This is a genomic window from Acinetobacter sp. AOR01_HL (genome assembly GCF_027855455.1).
Taxonomy (GTDB): Bacteria; Pseudomonadota; Gammaproteobacteria; order Pseudomonadales; family Moraxellaceae; genus Acinetobacter; species Acinetobacter baumannii.
In genome coordinates this window covers 79,025-102,771 of sequence record NZ_JAKTIM010000018.1, presented here as the reverse complement: position 1 = coordinate 102,771, position 23,747 = coordinate 79,025, and the positions used below count along the sequence as shown (strand labels likewise).

General features: G+C 40.9%; 15 protein-coding genes. 8 read left to right on the top strand and 7 right to left on the bottom strand.

Annotation, left to right across the window (positions count from 1 at the left end; translation table 11 throughout):
• Positions 1–8: 8 nt before the first annotated feature.
• From MKL62_RS05055 to MKL62_RS05035, 5 genes are all read left to right on the top strand, one after another.
• A complete protein-coding gene (locus MKL62_RS05055) occupies positions 9–1,850 on the top strand; it encodes a monovalent cation:proton antiporter-2 (CPA2) family protein (RefSeq protein ID WP_005129815.1) in 1,842 nt (613 codons plus the stop codon).
• 165 nt (positions 1,851–2,015) lie between these two features.
• Entirely contained in the window at positions 2,016–2,891 is an 876-nt protein-coding gene (gene hslO, locus MKL62_RS05050; protein ID WP_001281765.1) for an Hsp33 family molecular chaperone HslO, read from the top strand.
• 137 nt (positions 2,892–3,028) lie between these two features.
• The gene (locus tag MKL62_RS05045) at positions 3,029–3,640 is read left to right on the top strand and encodes a LysE family translocator (protein ID WP_001105725.1); all 612 of its coding nucleotides are present in this window, start codon (positions 3,029–3,031) and stop codon (positions 3,638–3,640) included.
• A gap of 150 nt (positions 3,641–3,790) precedes the next feature.
• A complete protein-coding gene (locus MKL62_RS05040; protein WP_001107916.1) occupies positions 3,791–4,747 on the top strand; it encodes a DnaJ C-terminal domain-containing protein in 957 nt (318 codons plus the stop codon).
• Between the two features lie 11 nt (positions 4,748–4,758).
• Entirely contained in the window at positions 4,759–5,088 is a 330-nt protein-coding gene (locus MKL62_RS05035) for a chaperone modulator CbpM (protein ID WP_000207459.1), read from the top strand.
• Positions 5,089–5,334: 246 nt separating this feature from the next.
• Here MKL62_RS05035 and MKL62_RS05030 read toward each other — a convergent pair whose 3' ends face one another.
• The 3 genes from MKL62_RS05030 to rpsO form a co-directional block, all read right to left on the bottom strand.
• Positions 5,335–6,546, bottom strand: coding sequence for a magnesium transporter CorA family protein (locus MKL62_RS05030; RefSeq protein ID WP_001198549.1), 1,212 nt, complete (start codon positions 6,544–6,546; stop codon positions 5,335–5,337).
• A gap of 84 nt (positions 6,547–6,630) precedes the next feature.
• Positions 6,631–8,718 carry a polyribonucleotide nucleotidyltransferase gene (pnp, locus tag MKL62_RS05025; RefSeq protein ID WP_001985790.1) on the bottom strand — a complete coding sequence of 696 codons (2,088 nt, stop codon included), beginning with the start codon at positions 8,716–8,718 and terminating at the stop codon, positions 6,631–6,633.
• Between the two features lie 257 nt (positions 8,719–8,975).
• On the bottom strand, positions 8,976–9,245 hold the full coding sequence (gene rpsO / locus MKL62_RS05020; RefSeq protein ID WP_001229357.1) for a 30S ribosomal protein S15: 270 nt from the start codon (positions 9,243–9,245) through the stop codon (positions 8,976–8,978).
• A gap of 212 nt (positions 9,246–9,457) precedes the next feature.
• Here rpsO and MKL62_RS05015 point away from each other — a divergent pair, with 212 nt between their 5' ends.
• Positions 9,458–10,756: an EstA family serine hydrolase gene (locus MKL62_RS05015; RefSeq protein ID WP_000689282.1), complete on the top strand. Its 1,299-nt coding sequence runs from the start codon at positions 9,458–9,460 to the stop codon at positions 10,754–10,756.
• 716 nt (positions 10,757–11,472) lie between these two features.
• Here the strand turns inward: MKL62_RS05015 and recD are convergent.
• The 3 genes from recD to MKL62_RS05000 all read right to left on the bottom strand — a co-directional run bounded on the left by recD (position 11,473) and on the right by MKL62_RS05000 (position 20,670).
• The gene (gene recD, locus MKL62_RS05010) at positions 11,473–13,224 is read right to left on the bottom strand and encodes an exodeoxyribonuclease V subunit alpha (RefSeq protein WP_005129817.1); all 1,752 of its coding nucleotides are present in this window, start codon (positions 13,222–13,224) and stop codon (positions 11,473–11,475) included.
• 108 nt (positions 13,225–13,332) lie between these two features.
• Positions 13,333–17,031 carry a UvrD-helicase domain-containing protein gene (locus MKL62_RS05005; RefSeq protein ID WP_005129818.1) on the bottom strand — a complete coding sequence of 1,233 codons (3,699 nt, stop codon included), beginning with the start codon at positions 17,029–17,031 and terminating at the stop codon, positions 13,333–13,335.
• A gap of 3 nt (positions 17,032–17,034) precedes the next feature.
• The gene (locus tag MKL62_RS05000; protein ID WP_005129823.1) at positions 17,035–20,670 is read right to left on the bottom strand and encodes an exodeoxyribonuclease V subunit gamma; all 3,636 of its coding nucleotides are present in this window, start codon (positions 20,668–20,670) and stop codon (positions 17,035–17,037) included.
• A gap of 171 nt (positions 20,671–20,841) precedes the next feature.
• Here MKL62_RS05000 and MKL62_RS04995 point away from each other — a divergent pair, with 171 nt between their 5' ends.
• Positions 20,842–21,348 (top strand): hypothetical protein, encoded by a 507-nt coding sequence (locus MKL62_RS04995; RefSeq protein WP_000687236.1) that lies wholly within the window; start codon positions 20,842–20,844, stop codon positions 21,346–21,348.
• Between the two features lie 22 nt (positions 21,349–21,370).
• On the opposite strand, the gene pap is transcribed toward MKL62_RS04995, so the two are convergent.
• Positions 21,371–22,789, bottom strand: coding sequence for a polyphosphate:AMP phosphotransferase (gene pap / locus MKL62_RS04990; protein WP_000003544.1), 1,419 nt, complete (start codon positions 22,787–22,789; stop codon positions 21,371–21,373).
• Between the two features lie 207 nt (positions 22,790–22,996).
• Here pap and MKL62_RS04985 point away from each other — a divergent pair, with 207 nt between their 5' ends.
• Entirely contained in the window at positions 22,997–23,704 is a 708-nt protein-coding gene (locus tag MKL62_RS04985) for a DUF8198 family protein (protein ID WP_000039800.1), read from the top strand.
• The last annotated feature ends 43 nt before the right edge of the window (positions 23,705–23,747 follow it).

Sequence of the window (23,747 nt, the reverse complement as noted above, 5' to 3'; positions counted from 1 at the left end):
GGCAATGAATGTCATTCCTACTGCAAGCAACTATTTTTCTTGGAGCATCTCTGATTTTAGTCCCTTTGGGCAAACGCCTAGGGATTGCAACAGTTTTAGGTTATTTATTTACGGGCATACTTCTTGGCCCGAGTGTGTTAAATATTGCCCATGACCCTGAGGCCATTATGGAGTTGGCTGAATTTGGGGTCATTTTACTTATGTTCCTGATTGGTCTAGAACTCCGCCCGCAACGTTTGTGGGAAATGCGTGACTCCATATTCGTGATGGGAAGTTTACAAGTCGTGATTACGGGTATAATTCTCATGCTCACCGTATTGCTGCTATTTCAACAACACCTCGCTGCCAGCTTTGTGATTGGTTTTGCGCTTGCGCTGTCTTCTACGGCCTTTGTATTACAGCTTCTGACTGAGAAACAACAGCTCAATACCACCTATGGTCAGCAATCTTTTTCAATCTTGCTTTTCCAAGACATTGCAGCAATTCCATTACTTGCGGTGATTCCTCTTCTGGCAGGAACCGAATCTACCCATCATGGTATTGCTTATTTTGCAGCCATCATCGCGACGTTTACTGGTTTGTTCCTATTTAGCCGTTATGTCATGCGCCCATTTTTCCGTTTTGTCGCCAAGAGTGGTGCGACTGAACTGATTACGGCTGTAGGGTTATTTATTATTCTTGCCGTTGTGTTACTGATGGACACTTTAGGCATTAGTACAACATTAGGTGCTTTCCTTACCGGGGTCCTTTTAGCCGACTCAGAATTCCGTCATGAGCTTGAAGCGAGTATTGCGCCGTTTAAAGGGCTATTACTTGGCTTATTCTTTATGACCGTAGGCATGACGACACAATTGTCGTTACTGATTGAAATGCCTTGGCTCATTATTGGTGGAGCAATCGGCCTACTCGTCATCAAAACCCTCGTTTTAACTGCCATTGCCCGCTATAAAAAGTACAGTTGGAACAATAGCTTGTTACTCGGAACTTGCTTGGCTCAAGGCGGTGAATTCGCTTTTGTAATTTTGAGCCTAGCAAAAAGTGAAAAGATTTTAACGGATGCCTTATTAGAGCCTGTCACGTTGATTGTGACCTTATCAATGGTCCTTACCCCAGTGATTTACTGGATCATGGCCTGTAAGATCATTCCCCTTTTTCATAAAGAATTGCCACCTGAATATGATGAGATTCCTCAGCAAGATAACCCAATTATCATTGCCGGTTTTGGGCGCTTTGGACAAATTATTGCGCGTATTGCCCGCTTACAGCACTTAGGATTTACTGCCATCGATAACAATCTTCATCAAGTGGACTTTGTTCGACGTTACGGAGGTAAGCTCTATTATGGTGATGTCACCCAGCCTGACTTACTTCGCTCAGCAGGGATTGAAAAAGCGAAAGTATTTATTTTGGCAATTGATGATGTCGAAGATTCTATGAATGTCGCACGTCATCTTAGATTGAACTATCCAAACCTAAAATTACTGGCTCGTGCCCGTGACCGCCACCATGTGCATCTATTAAGAGACTTAGGTGTTGAACATATTTGGCGTGAAACCTATTTATCATCATTAGGTATGGCTTATCGTGCTTTACGCGAACTCGGTATTTCCGATGAACAAGCTTATAACAATATCGAAATCTTTCGGGATTATGATGAGAAATTACTCATACAGCAGCAAAGCATTTATACCGATGAACAAAAGGTTTTTGAAACCCATCGTAATGCTCTGGCAGAGCTTGAACACCTATTTGAAAGCGATGCACAACAAGCCACATCGAAGCACGACGTTAACTTAAAGCGTCATTTACAACCAGATCGTATCGACATTACACGAGATCACGAAGAATAACTTGAGATTTCGCAAAATGGCTATATTAAGGACTTATTCACATTGCCTAAATGATTGCGACAATCGGTACAAGAGTTGCCGTTGTCCTGCTTGCAGCTTCGCTGCATTCCCTAAGCCTGATTAAACCGAAATTGTTATAATCTGCTTAGGGCCCTGGAGAATATTATGTCTGATTTACGCCAACGCTTTTATATAGAGGACTTTCCTGTTCGCGGTGAAGTGGTTCATCTAGAAGAAGCATTAAAAACTATTTTAGCTCAACGCGACTACATGCCTGCGGTTCAAATTCTATTAGGCGAGATGTTGAGCGCTACAGCATTACTTGCGAGTACTTTAAAAATCAAAGGTCGTATCAGCTTGCAAATCCAGGCTAACGGCTCTTTCAAATGGGCTATGGCAGAATGTAACCATTTAGGCGAAGTTCGTGCTTTAGCAGACTACGAAACAGATCCACGTTTTGGTGAAGCAACAGATAGCAGCACTGTTTTAGCTGCTTTGGTTAACCCTGTTTTATTTATTAACATTGAACCTGAGCATGGTGAGCGTTATCAAGGGATTGTACCTCTTGATCAAGCAAATTTAGCTGGCTGTTTAATGCAGTACTATGACTTGTCTGCACAAATTCCAACTCGAATTGTACTGGCAAGCACCGCACAGCGCTCAGGTGGTTTGCTCATTCAGTTATTACCTCGTCATGATGAGGAAGAGCAAAAACTGGTTGATGAAGATTTATGGCCACGTTTAACCATGCTAACTGAAACGCTTAAGTCAGAAGAACTAACAGAGCTTTCAGCAAATGAGATCTTGTATCGTCTTTATAACGAAGAAGAAGTACGTTTACCAGAAGTTGAACACTTAAAATTTGGTTGTACTTGTTCTAAAGAACGCTGTGCCAAAGCCCTCATTCAAATTGGTGTTGATGCTGTTCATGAAACATTGGAAGCACAAAACCCGATTCAAATGGATTGCCAGTTCTGTAACACCCGTTATGAGTTCACTGCTGAAGAGGCATTGGGTCTGTTTGGTGAACATTTGAGTTAATTACTTACTTTATAAAAAGGCGGGCAATCCGCCTTTTTATTTATCTATAATTTTTTGATGATAATTTTCAGCATGTTATTTTAAATCAGTTAATATGAGCTTACTTGATAACCCAATAAATAAGATGCTTATATCTCATGAATTATTTTGATTATTTTCTCTTTATTTTTAGTGTCATTATTATGATTGCGACCCCTGGCCCTGTCATGATTTTAGTGGCAAGTGCCGGACTTAAAGGTGGTTATAAAAAAGCACTGGAAACCATTTTTGGTACAAACCTTGCCTCTCTCGTTTTAATTTTTATTTCAGTACTCGTACTTAAAGGCGTATTGGGTATTAATGAAAACTATTTAAATATTATTCGTGTTTTAGGCTGCCTATATATTGGTTATTTGGGCTTTAGTATTCTCAAAGAAGTCATTCAAGCCCCTCATCCTGAAGCAATTCAAACCGTTTCTGCTCAAAATGGCGGTTTTAAAAAAGGCTTTTTAGTGGGTATTTCAAACCCTAAAGATATTATTTTCTTTTCAGCTTTCTTTCCGCAATTTGTTTCTATTTCACCTCATCTAGATTTAAGTTTAACTATTCTTACGCTGACATGGATAGTTTTAGACTTTTTAACGCTATCTTTAGTCTATATATTTTTCCGCCGCCTCTCGAACAGCCATTTATACCCGAAGATCCTCGGTTTATGTGGTCTATTACTGTTAGTTATTGCCGTTTACGGTTTATATCAGACATTCATTTAAACAATGAGAGACATAGCTCTTACCTCTCTATGTCTCTTTTATTTTGCTCGCCCTACTTCGCACGAGAACAACTCTTATACAATCTAGCTCATTGAAAGCTTTAAAAATCGTTTCATAATGAAATAAACAACACCATCGTGATAAAACATTATGGCCAAAAATTATTATGAAGAATTAGGGGTTAAACGAGAAGCCTCAGCTGATGAAATTAAAAAAGCGTATCGGAAATTAGCTCGTAAATATCATCCCGACATCAGCAAAGAAAAAGATGCAGAAGAAAAGATGCAGGCAATTAATGTTGCCTACGACACCCTAAGCAATCCTGAGAAAAAAGCTGAATACGACCAAATGTTAGACCACCCACAAGGTTTTAATGGTTTTGGTCAAGGGGCAGCTCAAGGTGGTTTCGATGGTGCCAGATTTTATCGTCAAGGTTTTACAGGCGGTGAGCAAGCAGACTTTAGTGGCTTTGAAGACTTATTTGGACGCTTTGGTGCAGGCTTTGGCGGTGGACAACAGCAATATCAAAGACAACAACGTAGTTATCGAGGTGAAGACCAGCATGCCAGCATAGAGGTAGATCTTGATATTGCTTACCATGGATCAACACAACACATTACCCTACAAATTCCAACCATTAATGCCTATGGTGAGCCAGAGGTACAACGAAAAACCTTACAGGTAAAAATACCTAAAGGCATGAAAGAAGGTCAGCAAATTCGCCTAAGTGGACAAGGACAAAGTGGTATTAATGGTGGTGCCAACGGCGATCTTTATATCGAGATTCAGTATAAAGATACAGATCGTGTGCATGTCGAAGGCAGTGATGTATATTTGACTGTAGATGTAGCGCCATGGGAAGCCGCATTAGGGCAAGGCATTGAAGTAAAAACACCTGCGGGACCTTTACACGTCAATTTACCTAAAAATGCAAAACAAGGACAACAACTACGTTTAAAAGACAAAGGGATACCAAATAAAACGCCAGGCCATCTTTATTTAATTTTAAATATTGTATTCCCACCGGCGCATTCTGAAAAAGAAAAAGAAGCCTATCAGCAATTGGCAGAAGCCTTTGCTTCATTCGAACCTCGTTCATCTCATTAAGGAGCAAGATCATGACAACCATCCATTATCGAGAAATTGTATGTGACGGCCACACCTTTAGTGCTGAAGTCGTTGATGAACAATGTACATTTGACTTGCAACAGTTTGCTCAAGCCTGTGGTCAAAGCCCAGACTGGATTCTCCAGCTCATTGAATATGATATTTTAGCGATTGATACTCCACCTGAAAAACATCAATTCATGGGTGAAGATGTTATTCGCGCTCGTAAAGCGTATCGTTTGCAACGTGACTTTGATGCAAGCCTTGCAGCTGTTGCGGTGATGTTAGATTTGATTGATGAAGTGCAACAACTTAGAAAACAGTTGAAGCATTTTCATTGAGGAATAGCATTAATACAGCATAAAACCCTAGTTGAAATCTGATAGTGGAGAAAGCCATCTGCAACCTGCGTGGTATCAATCAGATAATGGTTTTGTAATACTGTTATTTAAAAATAGGTATTGAACAGGTTTTGCAGATGGTAATGGTTTTGCCTACTTTTGCCGAAACAAAAGTAGGTCGAACCGAAGGTTAATGACTATATTAAATAACAAGTTAGCGAGGCCCAGTCGTGCAGAAATAAAAATTTATTTCAACCGAGTAATCTTTTCCACTTCCTTCAAAGTCTGCTTAATCGGTTCATATTCCAAAAACCAAAACAAATTCATACGATCTTGGCGATGCTGCTGCGCCAGTAAATCAATCACACTTTTTTCACCACGCCCCACCAAATGCTGTCTATAAAAATAGTAGAGCAATAAAATGGTACTTAGCAGCATAACCCCAAGCATAATCCAAAAACCTACTGGTGATTTAAGCCCGGGAATAAACTCAAAGTTCATTCCATAAATACCCGTTAAAAGCGTAAGAGGCGCAAACACAGCAGTAATAATGGCAAGAATACGCATGTTCTCATTGGTCTGGTTAGCAATTGCCGAGAAATGCAAATCTATTGCCGATTGAATCGCACTACGTAAACGCAAGGTATGTTTTTGAATACGTTCGACATGACTCATTAAATCGTTTAAACGCACTAATAAAAGGTCTTGAGAACTATGCGTCTTCTCTCCAATAACATGATGATAGTTTTCTACAATTTCATCACGAAACTCTTGTAAGGTTTCAATTTGTTCTTCACATAGATTTTCGACTTGCTGAAAGGCCATATTTTCATGAAACAGTTGATGCCACTGTTTAAACCGCCGATTCCCTTGTAATAGCTGTTGTTGCCAATGCTCGACCCTTCTGGTCAAAGGTGAACGAATATCAAGGTAACCATCCACCATACTATTGAGCAGACGTAAACACAGATCTACAGGTGAATTAGGCAGCTTACGGGTTTTATTTTGCTCTTCGAGAGTTTTACATAAAATATTTTCAAGGCGCTGAATATAATTTTCAATCGACTTGTTGCCCTGTTCACGTACGCTAATAAGTACTTTAGGCGTAAAAATAAAACTGATCGGTGTGGTGGCTAAACCAAATACACTCTCATGTGATTCGCCATTTTTAATTTCATCATCCGGCGTTACGAGCTTTCTAAAAATAAGCAGGTCGTATTCTTCAAGCGTATCAAATGCACAAGGATGTTCGATATTCGCAATATCTCGCATATGAAACTCATTAATGGATACATCTGCAAGTTGCTGAATTTTTTGTTGCCATTCTTCATTCTGGCTCACAACATCCGATCTCACACTATCAATCCAGAAAAACTCGAGAATATGTTCAGTGTGCTTTTCACGGCTTAAAAAAACATAGCCGTCATTTTGATGACGATAAAAATAATAAACCTGCATACCATGTCGATCTATTGGTGTATTACTTGCATCATGCCATAAAAAAAGCCCGCATCAAGCGGACTTTTTTAGTGAGTTAAGCAATTATGCTTGCTCAATATCTTTCATAGTCAATTTGATACGACCACGATTATCAACGTCTTGAACCTGTACTTTTACTTCCTGACCTTCTTTAAGAACATCAGTTACGTTCGCAATACGCTCATTAGAGATTTGCGAAATATGAAGAAGACCATCAGTACCCGGCATGATGTTTACAAATGCACCGAATTCTACAATACGAATTACTTTACCGTCGTAGATCTTACCTGGTTCAACTTCAGCAGTAATCGCTTGAATTTTCGCAATTGCAGCTTTAGCAGCAGCTTTAGTTTCACCAAATACGCGAACTGTACCGTTATCTTCAATATCGATAGCAGCTTTAGTTTCTTCAGTGATTTGACGGATTGTTGCACCACCTTTACCAATAACATCACGGATTTTATCCGGATTAATTGTAATCACTTCGAATGTTGGAGCGTGCATTGAAATTTCAGGACGAGCACGTGAAATTACTTTGTTCATTTCATTAAGGATATGCATACGACCAGCAAATGCTTGGTTTAATGCAACTTCCATAATTTCTTCAGTAATACCTTCGATCTTGATGTCCATTTGAAGTGCAGTAATACCGTTTGCAGAACCTGCTACTTTAAAGTCCATGTCACCAAGGTGGTCTTCATCACCTAAAATGTCAGAAAGTACTGCGAAACGCTCGCCTTCCTTCACTAAGCCCATTGCGATACCAGCAACTGGTGCTTTAAGCGGAACACCTGCATCCATAAGTGATAATGACGCACCACACACAGAAGCCATTGAAGATGAACCGTTAGATTCAGTAATGTCAGATACAATACGAATAACGTACGGGAAGCGGTCAGCTGCAGGAAGAACTGCTTGAACACCACGACGCGCTAAACGACCATGACCAATTTCACGACGCTTAGGACCAGATTCACGGCCTGTTTCACCTACTGAGTAAGCAGGGAAGTTGTAGTGCAACATGAAGTTGTCAGTTTTAGTACCAGCAAGAGTATCAACCATTAATGCATCACGAGTATTACCCAAAGTCGTTGTTACTAACGCCTGAGTTTCACCACGTGTAAATAATGCAGAACCGTGTGCACGCTCAAGTACGCCCACTTGTACATCTAACGCACGAACAGTTTTGGTGTCACGGCCATCAATACGTGGTTTACCAGATAAAATGTTGTCACGTACGGTACGGTATTTAAGATCTTCAAATAAGTAGTCTACTTCGTCAGCAATACCGTCTACATCTTCTTCAGGAACGAATTGAGCAACAGCTTCAGCATGAAGTGCATCTAATGCTGCATAACGATCTTGTTTTACTGCAATGGTATAAGCTTCTGAAATTTTTGCTTCAAATGCTTCTTTTAATTTTGCACGTAATTCTTCGTTGTGTGCTGGAGCAACCCAGTCAGATGGTTTCGCACCAGCTGCAGCTGCAAATTCATTGATCGCTTGAATTGCAATTTGCATTTCGTCATGACCAAAAAGAACCGCACCTAACATTTGGTCTTCTGAAAGTTCTTTCGCTTCAGATTCAACCATCAATACAGCAGACTCTGTACCAGCAACCACAAGGTCAAGGTCAGACTGAGCCATTTGCTCAAAATTCGGGTTTAAAACATATTCGCCGTTGATTAAACCAACACGTGCTGCACCGATTGGACCACGGAATGGAGTACCTGCAATTGCCAACGCAGCAGAAGTACCTAACATTGCTGCAATATCAGCTTCCATCGTTTTGTCAGAAGAAACCACAGTTGCAGTTACCTGAATTTCGTTGTAGTAACCTTCTGGGAACAATGGACGAATTGGACGGTCAATAAGACGTGAAATTAAAGTTTCAGCTTCAGAAGCACGACCTTCACGCTTACCATATCCACCAGGGATACGACCTGCTGCATATTGTTTTTCTTGATAGTTAACTGTTAAAGGGAAGAAATCCTGACCAGCTTTTGCTGTTGGAGCAGCAACTACTGCTACCAATACAGTTACACCACCCATTGTGATTAAAACTGTATTTGCTTGACGTGCAACGCGACCCGTTTCTAAAACGACTTGATGCTGACCGAATTGGAATTCTTTACGAACGATGTTAAACATTGACATGTATTGTATTTTCCTAATTTTATTCTAGTGAGACCCCTAAGGTTTGGCATTCAGGCTACAACTATCGGTAGGTAAATGACAAAGCTTAGAAGCCATCACACTAGACCAAAAATTTTAAATAATATTAAACGCAAAGAAGGAGCGCACAAGCGCCCCTTCTATAAATCGCCTAATGGTTTATTAGACGAAACTTTCTTTTCAGAAACAAAGCATAGCAACATGCGATAAACCGAAAACAAAGCAAAATCGAATTAACGACGTAGACCTAAAGCACCGATCAAAGCAGTGTAACGCTCGTGGTCTTTACCATTTAAGTAGTCAAGCAATTTACGACGTTGGTTAACCATACGGATCAAACCGCGACGGCTGTGGTGGTCGTGTTTGTGAGCTTTGAAGTGACCTTGTAAATCATTGATTTGAGCAGTCAATAAAGCTACTTGTACTTCTGGTGAACCAGTGTCGTTTTCAGCGCGAGCAAATTTAGCAATGATCTCTGCGCGGTCTGCATTAGTTAAAGCCATTCGATTTCTCCGAGATGCTTAAAAAATAAAATGATATGAATCAGTTGAGCGCAACTGACTGCCGTGCATCACTACAGCAAGTTGCCTATTTTAAGGTATCTATATATGGATTGCAAAATTGTTTTCTGTTACCTGTCATTTTAGACACTGACATCAGCTTCTTAACCCTGCACACTTGGCCTTGAATAAAAAGAAAGAAACGCGAGGGACGTGTGAAAATATTTTCGACCAATACCTGTCCGGTACCGAATGACCTTGAATCGGTCATTCATCACAAAGATGAAGTACCTGCCGAACTAGGTGGAATGAGTGAACAGCAAGTTCAAAAAATCTGGAAAAGTATTGAGTCACTCTACAAAACCGGAAACTATCCGCTCATTACTTTTTGCTTACGTCGACAGGGGAAAATTTTATTAAATCGAAGCATTGGCTATGCTCAAGGAAACTCGCCGGCTGGTCTGCAAGAGAATGCACTCATCGCAACGCCAGACACTCCCGTTTGTCTATTTTCAGCATCCAAGATGATTACTGCCATGTTAATTCATCTTTTAGATGAAAAGGGCGAAATCAACTTACTTGACCCCGTGAGCTATTATATTCCCGAGTATGGGGTGAACGGAAAGCGCCGCGCGACAATCTTTCATTTGTTATCTCATCGTGGAGGCATTCCTTATGTTGATGGAGATGTCACACCTGAACTGCTTTTTGATCAAGATGAAATTTTAAGGCGCTTATACGCAGCAAGACCTGTTTCTCCAGCGGGAAATCACCTTGCCTATCATGCAGTAACGGCAGGTTATATCTTAGGAGAAATTATTGAGCGGGTTACAGGGCAAGACCTTCGCCAATTCGTGCATGAGACCATCGAGAAACCGATGGACATGCCCTATTTTAACTATGGATTAAAACCAGAATATCGTGCTGAAGTTGCTCTTAATTGTGCAACAGGTTTACATCCGCGTTTAGGAACAGATCATTATCTCAATCATGTACTAGGTGGAGGCTTACAACTCGCTGTAGATGTCACTAATGATAGCCGCTTTATGGATACCATCTGTCCCGCCGGTAATATTTATACCAGTGCAGAGCAAGCTGGACGCTTCTTTGAAATGCTTTTAAGTGGGGGAAGCTACCAAGGCAAACAAATTTTAAGCGAGAAAACAATTTTTAGAGCAACACTCCCTACCACAGGAGTTAACATTGACCGAACTTTATTAATACCGATGCGCTATGCCTTAGGACCAATGCTAGGCAGTAATCCGGTAGGGTTATTTGGTCCAATGACTGGACAAGCTTTTGGTCACCTCGGTTTTTCCAATATTTTGTGTTGGGCCGACCCAGAGCGTGATATCAGCGTTTCTTTGTTAACCACTGGCAAATCTGTGGTTGGTACACACCTTCCTGCTCTAGCCAATCTGCTTTATCAAATTTCGACTCAATGCCCACGAATTCCTAGAGATCAACGCCGTTCACTATTTGGTAGTGATTCGCATGAAACCGATCTGGTATAGCTAAAATTAACCCAGCGACAAAATAAAAAACCCAAGCATTTCTGCTTGGGTTTTTGGCGCTGTAGTTGTTGTTTATCGTGTTTATCGCTGTTCTTATTGTTATGTGTGAGATGCTTTCCACATCCTTCTTCTCGTTTTACTCACTTCCGTTGTTTTAGTTCTATTTCCTTATGGGATGTATTTTGTCATATCCAATTATGAAGAAAAGTAGTATTTTTCTTATCATCATGTAAGCGAAAACGTACAGGTCTGTCTAATATTTATCGTTTATCTTTAAATGCTAAATAACATACGGTTCTGTATAACATTTAACTTAACAATTCACGCGAAAAATGCTTATTTAAGAATCATATTATAAATAAATATATTAAAAATTATTGAGTTAAATAATTGATAATATAAGCAAGAAATAGGGTGAGTCATCTAAAGATTTATTCAGATATTTTGGTGGGGTTAAGACTTAAATATAAAAAAGCCCTGTAGTCTCTCCCAAAACTACAAGGCTTAGCGGCTGTAAGTTTCCTCTTTATTCACCTACATCATTGTAAGTTCGCAGTCTCTCGACTTAAGTTATTATTATTGTGCGATTTTGCCCGACATTCCTTGCCAAGCTCGTTGTGCGTTTATAATCTCAAAAACAGGGTGGGTTCTCTAGCAGCAAATATCTCGAATCCATGTAAGCTTTTTCTTACAAGGGTAAAAATATTAAGTTTGGCTTAACGAACTAACCGATTAACTTTTTCAACTAAACCGCTTTTTCTTGTCGTGCGAACTGTAAAAGATTGAAGTAACGCCTCTGGATCGACCAATAAACTCACTACTTTTTTGGCTCGTGTAATCGCAGTGTAGATCAACTCTTGGCTTAACAAATTCTTGGCAGCCTGATCAAGAACAACAGCTGTATGGGTAAATTCAGAACCTTGTGATTTGTGAATTGTTAAGGCAAATGCACTTTGAATACTTTTAGGTAGCCGATTTGCAGCAACCCACTTATTTAAACTTGGGAAATACACTTCAAACTGTTGCGGCTGGGTTCTATGTTCAAAACATAAACCAATGTCACCATTTGAAATACCGAGCTGGTAATCGTTATAGGTCATCATAACCGGACGGCCAACATACCATCCTCCTAAAGTCACAATACCTAGCTGTTGTTGTAACCAGCGTTCAGCATATTGATTAAGTTGCTGCAAACCAAATGGTCCATGACGTACGGCAGTTAAAATACGGTAGTCATCGAATGACTTAACGATATTTTCAATATGTTCAGTTGAACGATCATCTTGTAAATAAGCTTTTAAGCTTTGCACATAGCCTTGAAAACCCACCATCAATTTTTGGTAGTAAGTTTCTAGCGCTATAGGGGACTCTTCGGGTAAATATTCAAGCTGAACCACATCGGGCATGTCGGTTTCTAAAGGTATTGAACGTAATTCTGAAACCTGAACAATATCGATTTCAAATTGTTGTAAAACTTGCTCATGGTCAATTTGACCAGTTTGCATTTGAATAAATCGGGCAACCTGTCCAATCAAAGCCCCTTCCGCAAAACGACGGCTGGTTTGAAGGTGAACACGGTTTTCAGACAAAGCCTTGATTTGCTGTAAATCTGCAAGTACCGCTCCAACATCTACAGAAGCAAGCTGGTTGGCATCGCCTAATAAAATAATTCGACAAGACTCAGGGACCGCTTCAAATAATAACGTTGCCAGATTTAAGTCCAGCATAGAGGCTTCATCCACCACAATAACGTCATAAGGCAAAGGCTGTTTTTGATTAAACCGTGGAGTTTGACTATGCCCCATACCTAATAATCGATGGATAGTTTGGGTACTTTGGTTTCTTAGCTCATCACTCATTAGCCCCGACTCAAGCAGTTTGGGATCATTAAACGAGTTTTGTAAGGCTTCTTGCATACGCTGTGCAGCTTTACCCGTCGGAGCAGCCATCGCCACACGGATATGCGGAATTGCCTGACTAAGCACAGCAATAATACGAGCAAGCGTATAGGTCTTACCTGTACCCGGCCCACCTGTAATAATACTTAAGCTCTGCCGAGTCACCATTTGCAAAGCAGCTCGCTGATGAGGATCAGTTAATAAGTCTAAATGCTCTTCACATGAAACAGGTTGAATTGGTTGTTGCTTTAATCGGCGAATTTGCTCAGCTAGACGTTGCTCTAGGTTCCAATATCGGTATAATGCCAACCCCTGCCCGTCGTGGACACAAGGGGCAACTTGAGACTTTGCTTGTTCAGCAGATGTCACCAGTTGGCCAAGTGTTTCTATTTGCTCTGGGCTAATCTCAATACAACTGTCACCCTGCAAGCTCGCTTCAATTAGCTGCTGCAAAAAACAAGCTGCCTCTGGAGCTTGTGTCTGAGCAGTAAACGGGGCTTGATTTAGAAAGGTACTCCAAGTCGTTAACCAGCTTAAATCGCTTTGTTCAGGGCTATTTAGATTGTCCACACACTTATCCACCTAGTTTTCCACACGCTTGTCCACATGGTTATAGACAGGCTTATCCACACCCCAAGTATTTGTTAATTCTAAAATTAGATCTTTTATCAGCATTTTTTATGCAATTTTATCCTCAGCAAAGTACCCTAAAATAGCATCGAGTCGTAGAACAAATTCTGTACTTGGCTGCCAATAATAATAACCCTGCTCAGCTTCGCCATTCATACCGCGTAAGTAAAGATAAGTCGCCCCACCTAAGTGTTGTTCAATATCATAATTCTGCATTTTGACTTTTAAATAACGATGTAACGCAACCAAATACAGGCCTGCTTGTAGCCAATAGCTGGCTAAAGACATACTTTGTGCAATACTTTCTACACTGTAATCAGCAAGGTTTTCACCCAAGTAGTTACTCTTATAGTCAGCAATGTGATAACGCTGCCCATCAAAATAAACCAAGTCTATCGAACCATTTAAATAGCGTGCAGAACGAGCCTCTAATAACTCTGGCATTTCCATACCATATTCAGCAAACAGCTGCTGAATACGTTTCATGGCTAGTACACGATCTGACAGTGCCAAATAAAAAGGACACTCTGATAAATAGTGCTCTGGCTGTAACTGATTTAGGCGAAAGCCTTGATATAACGGCGTGCTTAAAATCTCTTGCAACCATTCGGCTACAGCGTGATAAAGCGAATATTCCGCTTCTTGTTCTTCGGGAAAGCTTTCTTGGTATTTGATTAATAAATCTTGCCACAAACTACTGTAGTCATTTTTAAAACGACGACGTATTTCACTTACCCACTCATCTGAACATTGAAAATCAATATGCTCAAAAATTTCATGTAAGAAATTACCTGCGAGCGTCCCTCTCGGAAAATTACTTTTGATCCAGTTAATTGGCTGTGCTGCGGGCGCCTCAACAGAAATAACCTGATCGAGTTCATCTTCGGCTAAAACAGCTTCATAGCTCTGACTCGCGAGTAAATCTGTACCTACTTTATGTCTTAAATGCTGTGCCAGATAACTAAAACTGGTTTTGCCTCTCGAATAAAAGCGCTGATCAGGAAAATGCTGCGCCTGTATCTCAATAATATTGATGTGTTGATTTAAATGTCTTGCAGCAGGTGGTTGTTCCAAAATTATTTCATCGGTACAACAACGGTGCTGGAATGGTTCCGCTCTGTTTTTCCAAAATGCCAAACCTGAAACAGACTTGCCATCCGTATCTTGTAAGAGCGCATAAACACGATGACTTGCCCGGGTTAAAGCAACGTACCATAGACGGTTTTGTTCCGCCAAAGCCCGTTCTTCATGCTGCTTCAGCTCGATTTCGTTTAAATATGTTTTATCGGCAATCGCAACAACACGTTGTGTTAGGGTTTGAGCCGACTCCGGAACCGTTATATCTTGGGTCGAGAAGTTAAGTGTTTTGTTATTTTCCCGAAATGGCTTGTCGGCCCCGAGCAAAAAGACAATTTTAAACTCAAGACCTTTTGACTGGTGAATGGTCATGAGCTGTACGCCAGCTTCACTCGACAACCTACGCTCTAACTCCCATTCACGATCAAGCGGTGATTGTAATTGCTTGAGATACCAGTGATAGAGATTTTGCGCGCCCTGATATTTCTCGCTATGTTGGCTCAAAATTTCGGTCAAATGACGCAAGTTCACCACAACCCGCTCATTATCTTTACTCTGGACAGCAACCAGATTTTTCCAAATGCCAAATTGGTTTAAACATTGCTGCCATGCTACTAAAAAGCCCTGAGCTGACCACAATTCCCGAATAGTATCAAAACCCGTCATAAACTGGCTTAAACCTTCGGCCGTTTGCTCGAGTTGCAACAGCTGTTTAAGGTCCATAGCAAATAAACGGCTAATCAAAGCTCGTTTCACTTTGGCCTCATCGTAAGGATGAAGAATCGCAGTGAGTAAGGCCCCAACATCCTGAGCAATTGTGCAATCAAAAACACTTCGTTTTGATGGCCGATTAACTCGTATTCCTAAACGTTCTAATTCAAATTGAACTTTATCAAGTCCATCATGATTACGCGACAAGACCGCAATATCATCTTCATTTAAGGTTTGAGTCTGAGCATCTTTTTGAAAATAAAGTTGTCCTGCATGTGACTGATTGAGTAAATCACGTATTTTCCACGCGACTTGCTGTGCTTCCGTTTCCTTGTCTTTTAGCATGAGCCAACGTAAAGGATGCGGATTAGGCTGGTTTTGATCGATTAAAACCGGATGAGGTCGAGTCCCTGCCCGAATCGGGTCATATTGAACCTGTTCACCAAAGTCGATTTGCCTTTGAAATAACGCATCAACCACTTCAACCAAGTCAGCGACTGAACGGTGGTTATGAATTAACTTATATTCGCGACCATGCTTTGCCTGAATATCTTTGTAGGCATTCAAGAAGGTGAGCATATCCCCACCACGGAAACCGTAAATTGCCTGCTTACGGTCACCCACCATAATCATGCAACCTTTTTGGTAACGTTCTGGATGACGCCAAATGCTGGCGAGCATATCATCTTGGTCTTGGTTGGTGTCTTGAAACTCATCAACCAAAATTAAGGGGTATCGAGCCTGCACAAATACGGCGAAACGTTGCCCCTGCTCGCCCTTTAAAGCTTCTGACAAAGTGCGAATTTGCTGAGAAAAAGTCGTCTCGCCCTTGTTTTGTAAAACCTGCGGTAAACGTTTTTTAACCTCTACACACAAATAGGCTTTTAAATAAATATGAAGCTGATCGAACTGTTCAGCATAGTTTTTCAGCACACCAAATAACTGCTGAATCTGCTGAATACAAGGATGCTGATAAAATCCATCCGAAATTTCGGCAGGACATTTCTTGAAAACTTTCTGATCGGCAAGCTGGCCTAAAAACTTAAAAACGAGTTCCCGATGTACTGCCAAAGACCCATCAAAAATTAAAATACTGTCGCTTTGCTTTAAAACTTGTAATAACTGTGGCAAACATTCACTAAATAACTTATTAAATGCCCCATTACGAAATATTGTGCCGCTTACATGTTTATAGTGGTCGCCATCAAGCGAGTAATACGGTTCTAGAAGACTGATATCAATTTCTGCTGCCAACTGTTTGAGCTGAGCAAGCTGTTCAAACTGAATGGTAGGCTTTTCGGGAAGCTTAAAGTGAGCCGAACTAAAATTCAGTGAGTCTTCGACCAGTTTGACAAAACTGTCGACACTTTTTAACTCACCTGCCAGATACAATGCATCAATCACGGTTTGAGGCTGAGACTGTATCCATTCACGTAAAACATCATGAATCAGTTGTCGGCTATAGGTTTTGGCATCATCGGTAATTTGGGCACGTTCAATTTTTCCGCTCTCAAAAGCAAACTCACGTAATAGCTTTTGGCTAAAGCTATCGAGTGTTCCGACAAATAGCTCATCTAGCTGATCGATCACGAGCTTTAAACGCTCACAGGCATAGGCAATACGTGTCGCAAAATGCTTGAGAATATGTTGCAGTAATAAGTCAGATTCTTGCTCGGCCTGCAAAAGAATCTCTTTTTCAGTCAAGCTCCGCTTGGCATCTAAATAACGGTGGGTTTCGACCAAACGCGCACGAATCCGGCTTTTTAACTCAGCCGCAGCAGCACGGGTGAATGTTGTTGCAATGACTTGGCCCGGTAAATATTTCTCAAGAAAAATACGAACCATTAAACTCGACAGTGTATAGGTTTTCCCGGTACCCGCCGAAGCCTCAATTAAATGCAGTCCACTAAATTCAATATCAATAATAGGTTGATAAGACACCTGTACTCTTGAGTTCATGCCTTACTCCGAATGTTGAAATTGAAAAACCGGATGATACAGGTCATAGGCAAACTCATCACAAGCATGTTGAAGTAATGCTTGTGCATCTTGTTCTTGCAAAATGAAACGCCAGTCTTGATGTAACTTGCACGCTTCATTTTGTGTCATATCGATAGAGGTAAATGTCCCCGTTTCATTCCAGTATTTTAACAGCTCCGCATAGCTCTTCTCATCCAGTTTTATTTTTTCTGTCGGGTTTGTTGTTTCCCACTGATATGCCTTAGCTTTTTCAAGTGGCTTTAATAATAAAGCTGCTGGTAACACGAGTGGCTGCTGTTGAGCATAACGCCAGATTTTAAACCACGGTTGTAAATACTGCCGAGCTTGCTCCGAACTAATACCTTTACAGATGACAGTTTGGTCACTAAAAACCACAATGCGGCGTCTTTCAGCTCCTGCACTTCCTTCATTTAAATAGGCCAACCAAAGCAGATACTCTAACCAAACTTTTGCACGTCTTTTTGCCCGAGCACTTGATGCTTCCATACTGACCCAATCCTGAGTTTCAGATTTTGGCACCGTAATATTCATATGTAGCTGTTTGGCAATTCGCCACACACGCTGAGTCGTTTGTGTCACAGCTGGCGCATAATGATGAAGGCGCTCAAGCAAACATTCCTGTTCAAAAATGCCCTGTTGCCATGCGCTGTATTGAACTTTGCCTACAGGCAACTGATCAAGTAGAACTTCAGGCTGTGCCTGCTGTTCGTTTTGCTGTAAAAAATGCCGAATGGTATAACGGCCCAAACCATCTAAAAGCAAAGGTTCATTCTGATCTAATACGCCTACATTTCCTAAGTTTTCTACGCCTAAAGTTTTTAAATATAAACGTGCGGGGAAAGTCACATCCTGTATCCACTGATGGCTGTCTAAAACCAACATGTCAGGTATTTCTAAAGGATAAGATATATTTGCCCAAGGCTTGAGAACACCGGAAGCTTGCTGAATTTGCATCGCCACGTTAAACCAGTGATCTTGATAACGAATATAGCGGTTCTCGGCCATAAAACCTTTAGGGTCAAATGGCTGTAAATAATGTAAGTGATAGAGCTGTTTTAATTGAGAGGGAATTTCAATACCTTCAATCACTTCTCGATCGGGTGCATTTGGTTCCGGCTTTACAATAAGTGCAAGATGCTCACGGAACTCTTGAAGAATACTAGAAGGATCTCTCACCTCACCGTCATTGACATCAAAGCCGTTATAAAACAGCCATAAGTTTTCTTGAGCTAAAAGTAAGGCGTCTAAGAAAGCACCTTGGTCATCCTCAAGACGGGAACGGTCACCTAATTGTTGACGTAAGGCATCCATCAAATCAAATGGCACATGGGTGTCTCGATTTGGAAACTGCCCTGCATCAAGGTTCAACATCACAATTAAACGATAAGGCAAAGGACGAATTTGTCCAATCTGGGCAAAGGTAATCTGTCCTGTCGGTTCAGCTTGAGCCGTCTGATTTTCTAAAGTTCGCTGAATCTCATCCAAAATATAAGGCAAAGGCAAGGTGATTTTACGTAAGGTGCCTGTTTCTGTCTCGGCATAGTAACTTGCGAGCGTTAACATACGCTCTTGTTTTTTTACAATTTCCCGCGCAGTCTTTAAAGCAGCCACACCGGCCTGCTCAAACTCGATAATATCTTGCGAGAGTGTTTGCAACCAATATTCCACCGTATGACTCTTTTTCTGCTCATGCATAATGAGCCAGTCACGGCGTTCATTTAAATCTTGATAAATCTGAATGAGCGTACCAATAAGCTCAAAATCGCCTGGTTGAACCTTAGCGTAACTCAGCACCTGATTAAATGTAGCATGTTCAGGAATTGCTATGCCGAGCGCTAACCGCTCTAAAGCAAACTTAAAGCTATATCGATAATCATCATCGCCGTCACATAAACTACGTTTCAGATGCTCTGCATCAAGCCCACGTTTAAACCCTGCATCAGCAAGTAAATTTAAAATTCGCTCTACTTGAGCATATTCAAGTGCATAACGCTGTTGAGTCGCGTGTAAACCAAGCCAGTCAGCAAACTCATCAAAGCTAAATCGCCCTTGCATAAGGTGAATACGCCCAATCACGGCACGCCATGCATTAAGTGCATCGAGTGAGGCAATTCCTGCTATTTTGACAGGCAAATGCACGCCTTGCTCAGTTGCAGTAGCAGGAAAAACACTTCGTATTAAAGGCTCTACTTCTGCCAAATTAGGAACTAAAACCAAAATATCATTTGGACGACGTGGCTGTTCGTGCGGTTTTGCCAACCAGCCAATCAATTGTTCTTTCAATACTTCAAGTTGCCGTAATGTCGAGTGGCAGACATGAATCTGAATTGAGTCATCGTTAGGGGCAAGCTCATACTGCTTTGCTTGGGGTTCCACCAAGTGCAAAATATCTGACTGAACTTTGCCAAGTAAACTTTCAGGAAAATCATCTACAAAGGCATCCACCCACTTACCTTCCTCACCTGTAGATAAGTTTGAGAGTAATGAGAAGTGGTCGCGGGCTTGTTTGCCCAATCTGGTTAACAGTGGATGTCTTGACTCACGCGCCTCAGCATTAAAATTAAGCGTAAATTTATTAAAGAAATCGGCAATTTCCGCATCGGTCGCTTGGGGGTTCTTCGCTATAAAACGCTCTTTTACCCCTAAGTCATAGCGCTGTTTCCAGAGTGGGTCGACACTATCGGCCCAATATTCTTGCGAAGGGTTATAGTGCAAAATCAAAACATCAATGTATTGCCCTAAACGACGTAAAAACTGAAGCTGGCTGGGTGGTAAATCCAGTAAAGTAAAAATGACTATTTGCTCCGGCAAACGAGCCAATGCCTTCTTCTGGCGCTCAGGATGCTCTAACTCTTGCCAAAACAACTCATCAATTTGCTGCATTTGCATAAAATCATCATGAAAATGCTGCTGCCATAACCAGCGCTGCCAACGTTCTAACTCTTGGGTTTGCTGCAAAGTAAATGCCGAAATTTCTTTATCTTTATGGGCAATATACTTTTCGATATCGAGCGATCGGCCTTGTCCCCATGCTGCTAACCAGTTATTTGGACAAGTACACATATTTTCACAACCACGCTGGCACTGTCCCCGATAGACCATGTAGTTACTAAATAAATCGGCAACCTGCTCGGCAACCCAATACAACATTTTTTGTTTTTTTAGTTGCTTCTCAATACCTTGTTCAAGCCGATCTGCGCTGTCATAAATACGTTGAACAATAGAATGCAGTGGATGAGAGCTATCTATGCTCATAACATCAGGCTGAATAAATTCCTGTAAGGCTTGATGTACACGCCATTTAAAAATCAAGCGTGGAATATTGGCTTTACGAACCTGTTCCTTATGCGCCGTGAGGACCTGTTGATAGGCATACCACTGAAACCCGCGCACACGTTGGTGAAACTGGTAATTGGCACTCATTCCTTGCTGTTCTGCAAGTTTTTGTATCAGCCATTGCTCGATAGCAGGACTTGGCACAATGAAATGCTGGGCTTTCAAAACCTGTAATGGATGCGTTGACGGCTGGGACGTAGATGCCAGTACGCCCTGCAACAACACATCAATACGTTGACTTTGAATAACATGGATACCCATTTATTTCATATCCTACTCGCATAATTTATGCACAAAATCATAAACATTCATTACTATACAACTGAATCTGACTATGTCACGTTGGTTTAAACACAGCATAATCTCATTTTAGGTGTCACTTACCTTGTGTTGGCAAGGCACCTTCAAGGAACACATTACAGGTAAAACATTATGAAAATTGATAACATTCCTGACTATATTGATCCTAGCCTAAATCTGGAACAAATTCGCGATGAGTGCCAAGAACTCATTCAGAAAAGAGCTTACGTCTCTGCTGGTGCAGCAATTGTACCCATTCCTTTTTTTGACGTGGTAGTAGATTTGGGAATTTTGTCACAGCTTATTCCCGATATTAATTCCCGCTTTGGTTTAGCGCCTGAACATGTCAGTGTCTATGATCCAAAAACAAAAACAATTCACTGGGATGAATTACGAAAACGCGGCTTTCAATTTTCAGGCTTTGTGGTCGCTCGCACTACCGTTAAAAAAACCTTTAACGGTTTCTTTGGAAAGATTGTTACCAAACAAGTGACAAAATTCGTTCCACTAGGTGGGCAACTTGTCGCAGCAAGTTTAGGCTATTTTATGATGAAAAAAATAGCCCAAACTCATCTAAATGACAGCTACAACCTTGCTAAACGTATTCAACAAAAAAGTCGTGGCACGGTTGTAAACTAAAATCTAACTTACGGCTGAGAGTTTAATCTGCTCTCAGCTGTTTTAAAATAGCTCTTAACACTTCTAAGCGTGCAGTGTATTTATCGTCTGTTGCGACAATATACCAAGGCGCATATTCGGTACTGGTTCGCTCAAACATATCTGCGGCTGCCTTTAAATAATCATCCCACTTATCACGGTTACGCCAATCTTCGGCAGTAATTTTAAAACGTTTGTGCGGTGTCTCTTCTCTGGCTTTAAAACGTTGCTCTTGCTCATCTTTACTAATTGCTAGCCAAATTTTTACCACAATCGTTTGACTATCAAATAAGTCTTTTTCAAAGCGATTGATTTCGTCATATGCCCTTTGCCATTCGATAGGTGAAGCAAATCCTTCAACACGCTCGACCAGCACACGACCATACCAGGTACGGTCAAAAATGGTAATTTTTTCAGCTTCATTAATACGATTCCAAAAACGCCACAAATACGGGTGTCTTGCTTCGAAACGTTCAGGCGCCCCAATACAGTGAATATCATATTCACGCGGGTCTAAGTTTTTAACAATTCGCTTAATGGCCCCGCCTTTACCGGCAGCATCCATCCCTTCAAATGCAATCACCACATTGCGTTTATCAAAGCGCATGGTATCGGCAATTTTTTTACTGAGTTTATCGAGCTCTTTTTTATATTCGGCTTTATCCATTTTTTCCTGAGCAGGTTTTAATAAACTCTCGGGAATTTTTGCCTGTTGCCATTTACCTTTGACTTCAGTTTCATGTTCAGGCAATTGACGCATATGTTGTAAAAGATACTGAGCAAAAAATTGATCGCGCTGTTTTTCATCTTCCCCATCAATAATGTACCAATCGTCGGTAAAGCGACGGCGTAACTTTTGCAAAGTGTCATATTGTTTTTTATTACGCCAGTCTAGGCCATGAAGCTTATGCCAATGCTGTTCAGATGGGTCTATTTTATCTAAACGTTTTTGGAGTGATTTCCACGAAAGATCAAACCAGACCTTAATGACATCGACATAGTTATTTTTTAGGTCCTGTTCAAACGCCCGCATATTTTCAACATAAGCATCAAAGCGCGCATCATCCAAAGGTTCTGACACATGAGTTGCCGTAACCAACAAATCGCTATACCAGTTGCCAAACATCACCACAATTTGGCCTTCAGTCGGAATAAATGCTGAATAAGACTGCCAGAATGCTTCAGAGTCTGTCAGCACACGTGGTGCATCTGCTTTCACCCGTAGATATCTTGGATCTAGCCACTCACGAAGCTGTTTAACCGCTTCCCCTTTTCCAGCTAACTCGATACCACTCATTAAAATGAGTGTGCTTTTGGCATTGGGTTTCCCTCGGCTTTCTTTTAAAGCATATTGTGCTTCAATTAAATCAACTGAAAGCTGTTCTTCGTCTCGTATTTCAAATTTTGGTTGTTGTTCACTCATGGTCCACTGCTCTAATCTTTTTATTTAATTTCGCCATTATTTAACTTATGCGCTTGGGTGATGAATTGCTATACAAATTATGTCATTGCAACATGATTTAACCTGAAAATTGACGCATAAATCATTTTTTTTACATCTACTCGCCATAGTAGAAGGTTACAATGCCTCTTATGATTTTTTGTAAATAGCCCAATATTAGAGCCTTACATGTCTAAACTCGCTGCTTTTGATGAACTTTTACAACAATATAAAACATTTAATTATCACGACAATCCAGTGCTAGCCCAACGTCTGCAAGATGTACAAACATGGCTAAAAGAACGGATGAAAGAGACGCATCACGACTTTTTTAATTTACCAGAACACAAACTGATGGCTCAGTACTTTTTAAACCGTTTATATGGTGGACCAGAGTTCGATGCACTTGCAGCACAAATTGAACGTTTATTGAAATATGCACATAAAGCAGAAAAGGTTTTACCTGAAAACGCAATTAAGACAGGTACAAAGTCGGTAAGTTTGGCTGTACTTGCCACTCAACTTGATGAACAAGTAGCAATGCAGCTTCTTGAAGACTATCCGGCAGATACTGTACTTACCGACGAGATCATGCGCTTAACCTTAATCAAGCTTGATCAGGCCGAAGCCCGTTACCAGCAGCTTGCCCTTCTTGACGATTTAGGAGCAGCACTCGATAAATACATGCGTTCATTTATGATGTTTACTGCTTTTAAAATGTGTAAAGGTATTGCACAAAAATATCACTTCGAATTGATGTATGATTTTATTCAAGATGGTTTTAGCGCAATGAAACCTTTAAAATCGGCTGAGGCCTTTATTAAAACTTTTACGGAAAAAGAACGCCAGATTGTTGAAAAAGTACATTCAGGACATCCGAATCCGTTTAGAGTGTGATAAGGTCGGCACATAGAAAAAACTCAACCTCACGAAGTTGAGA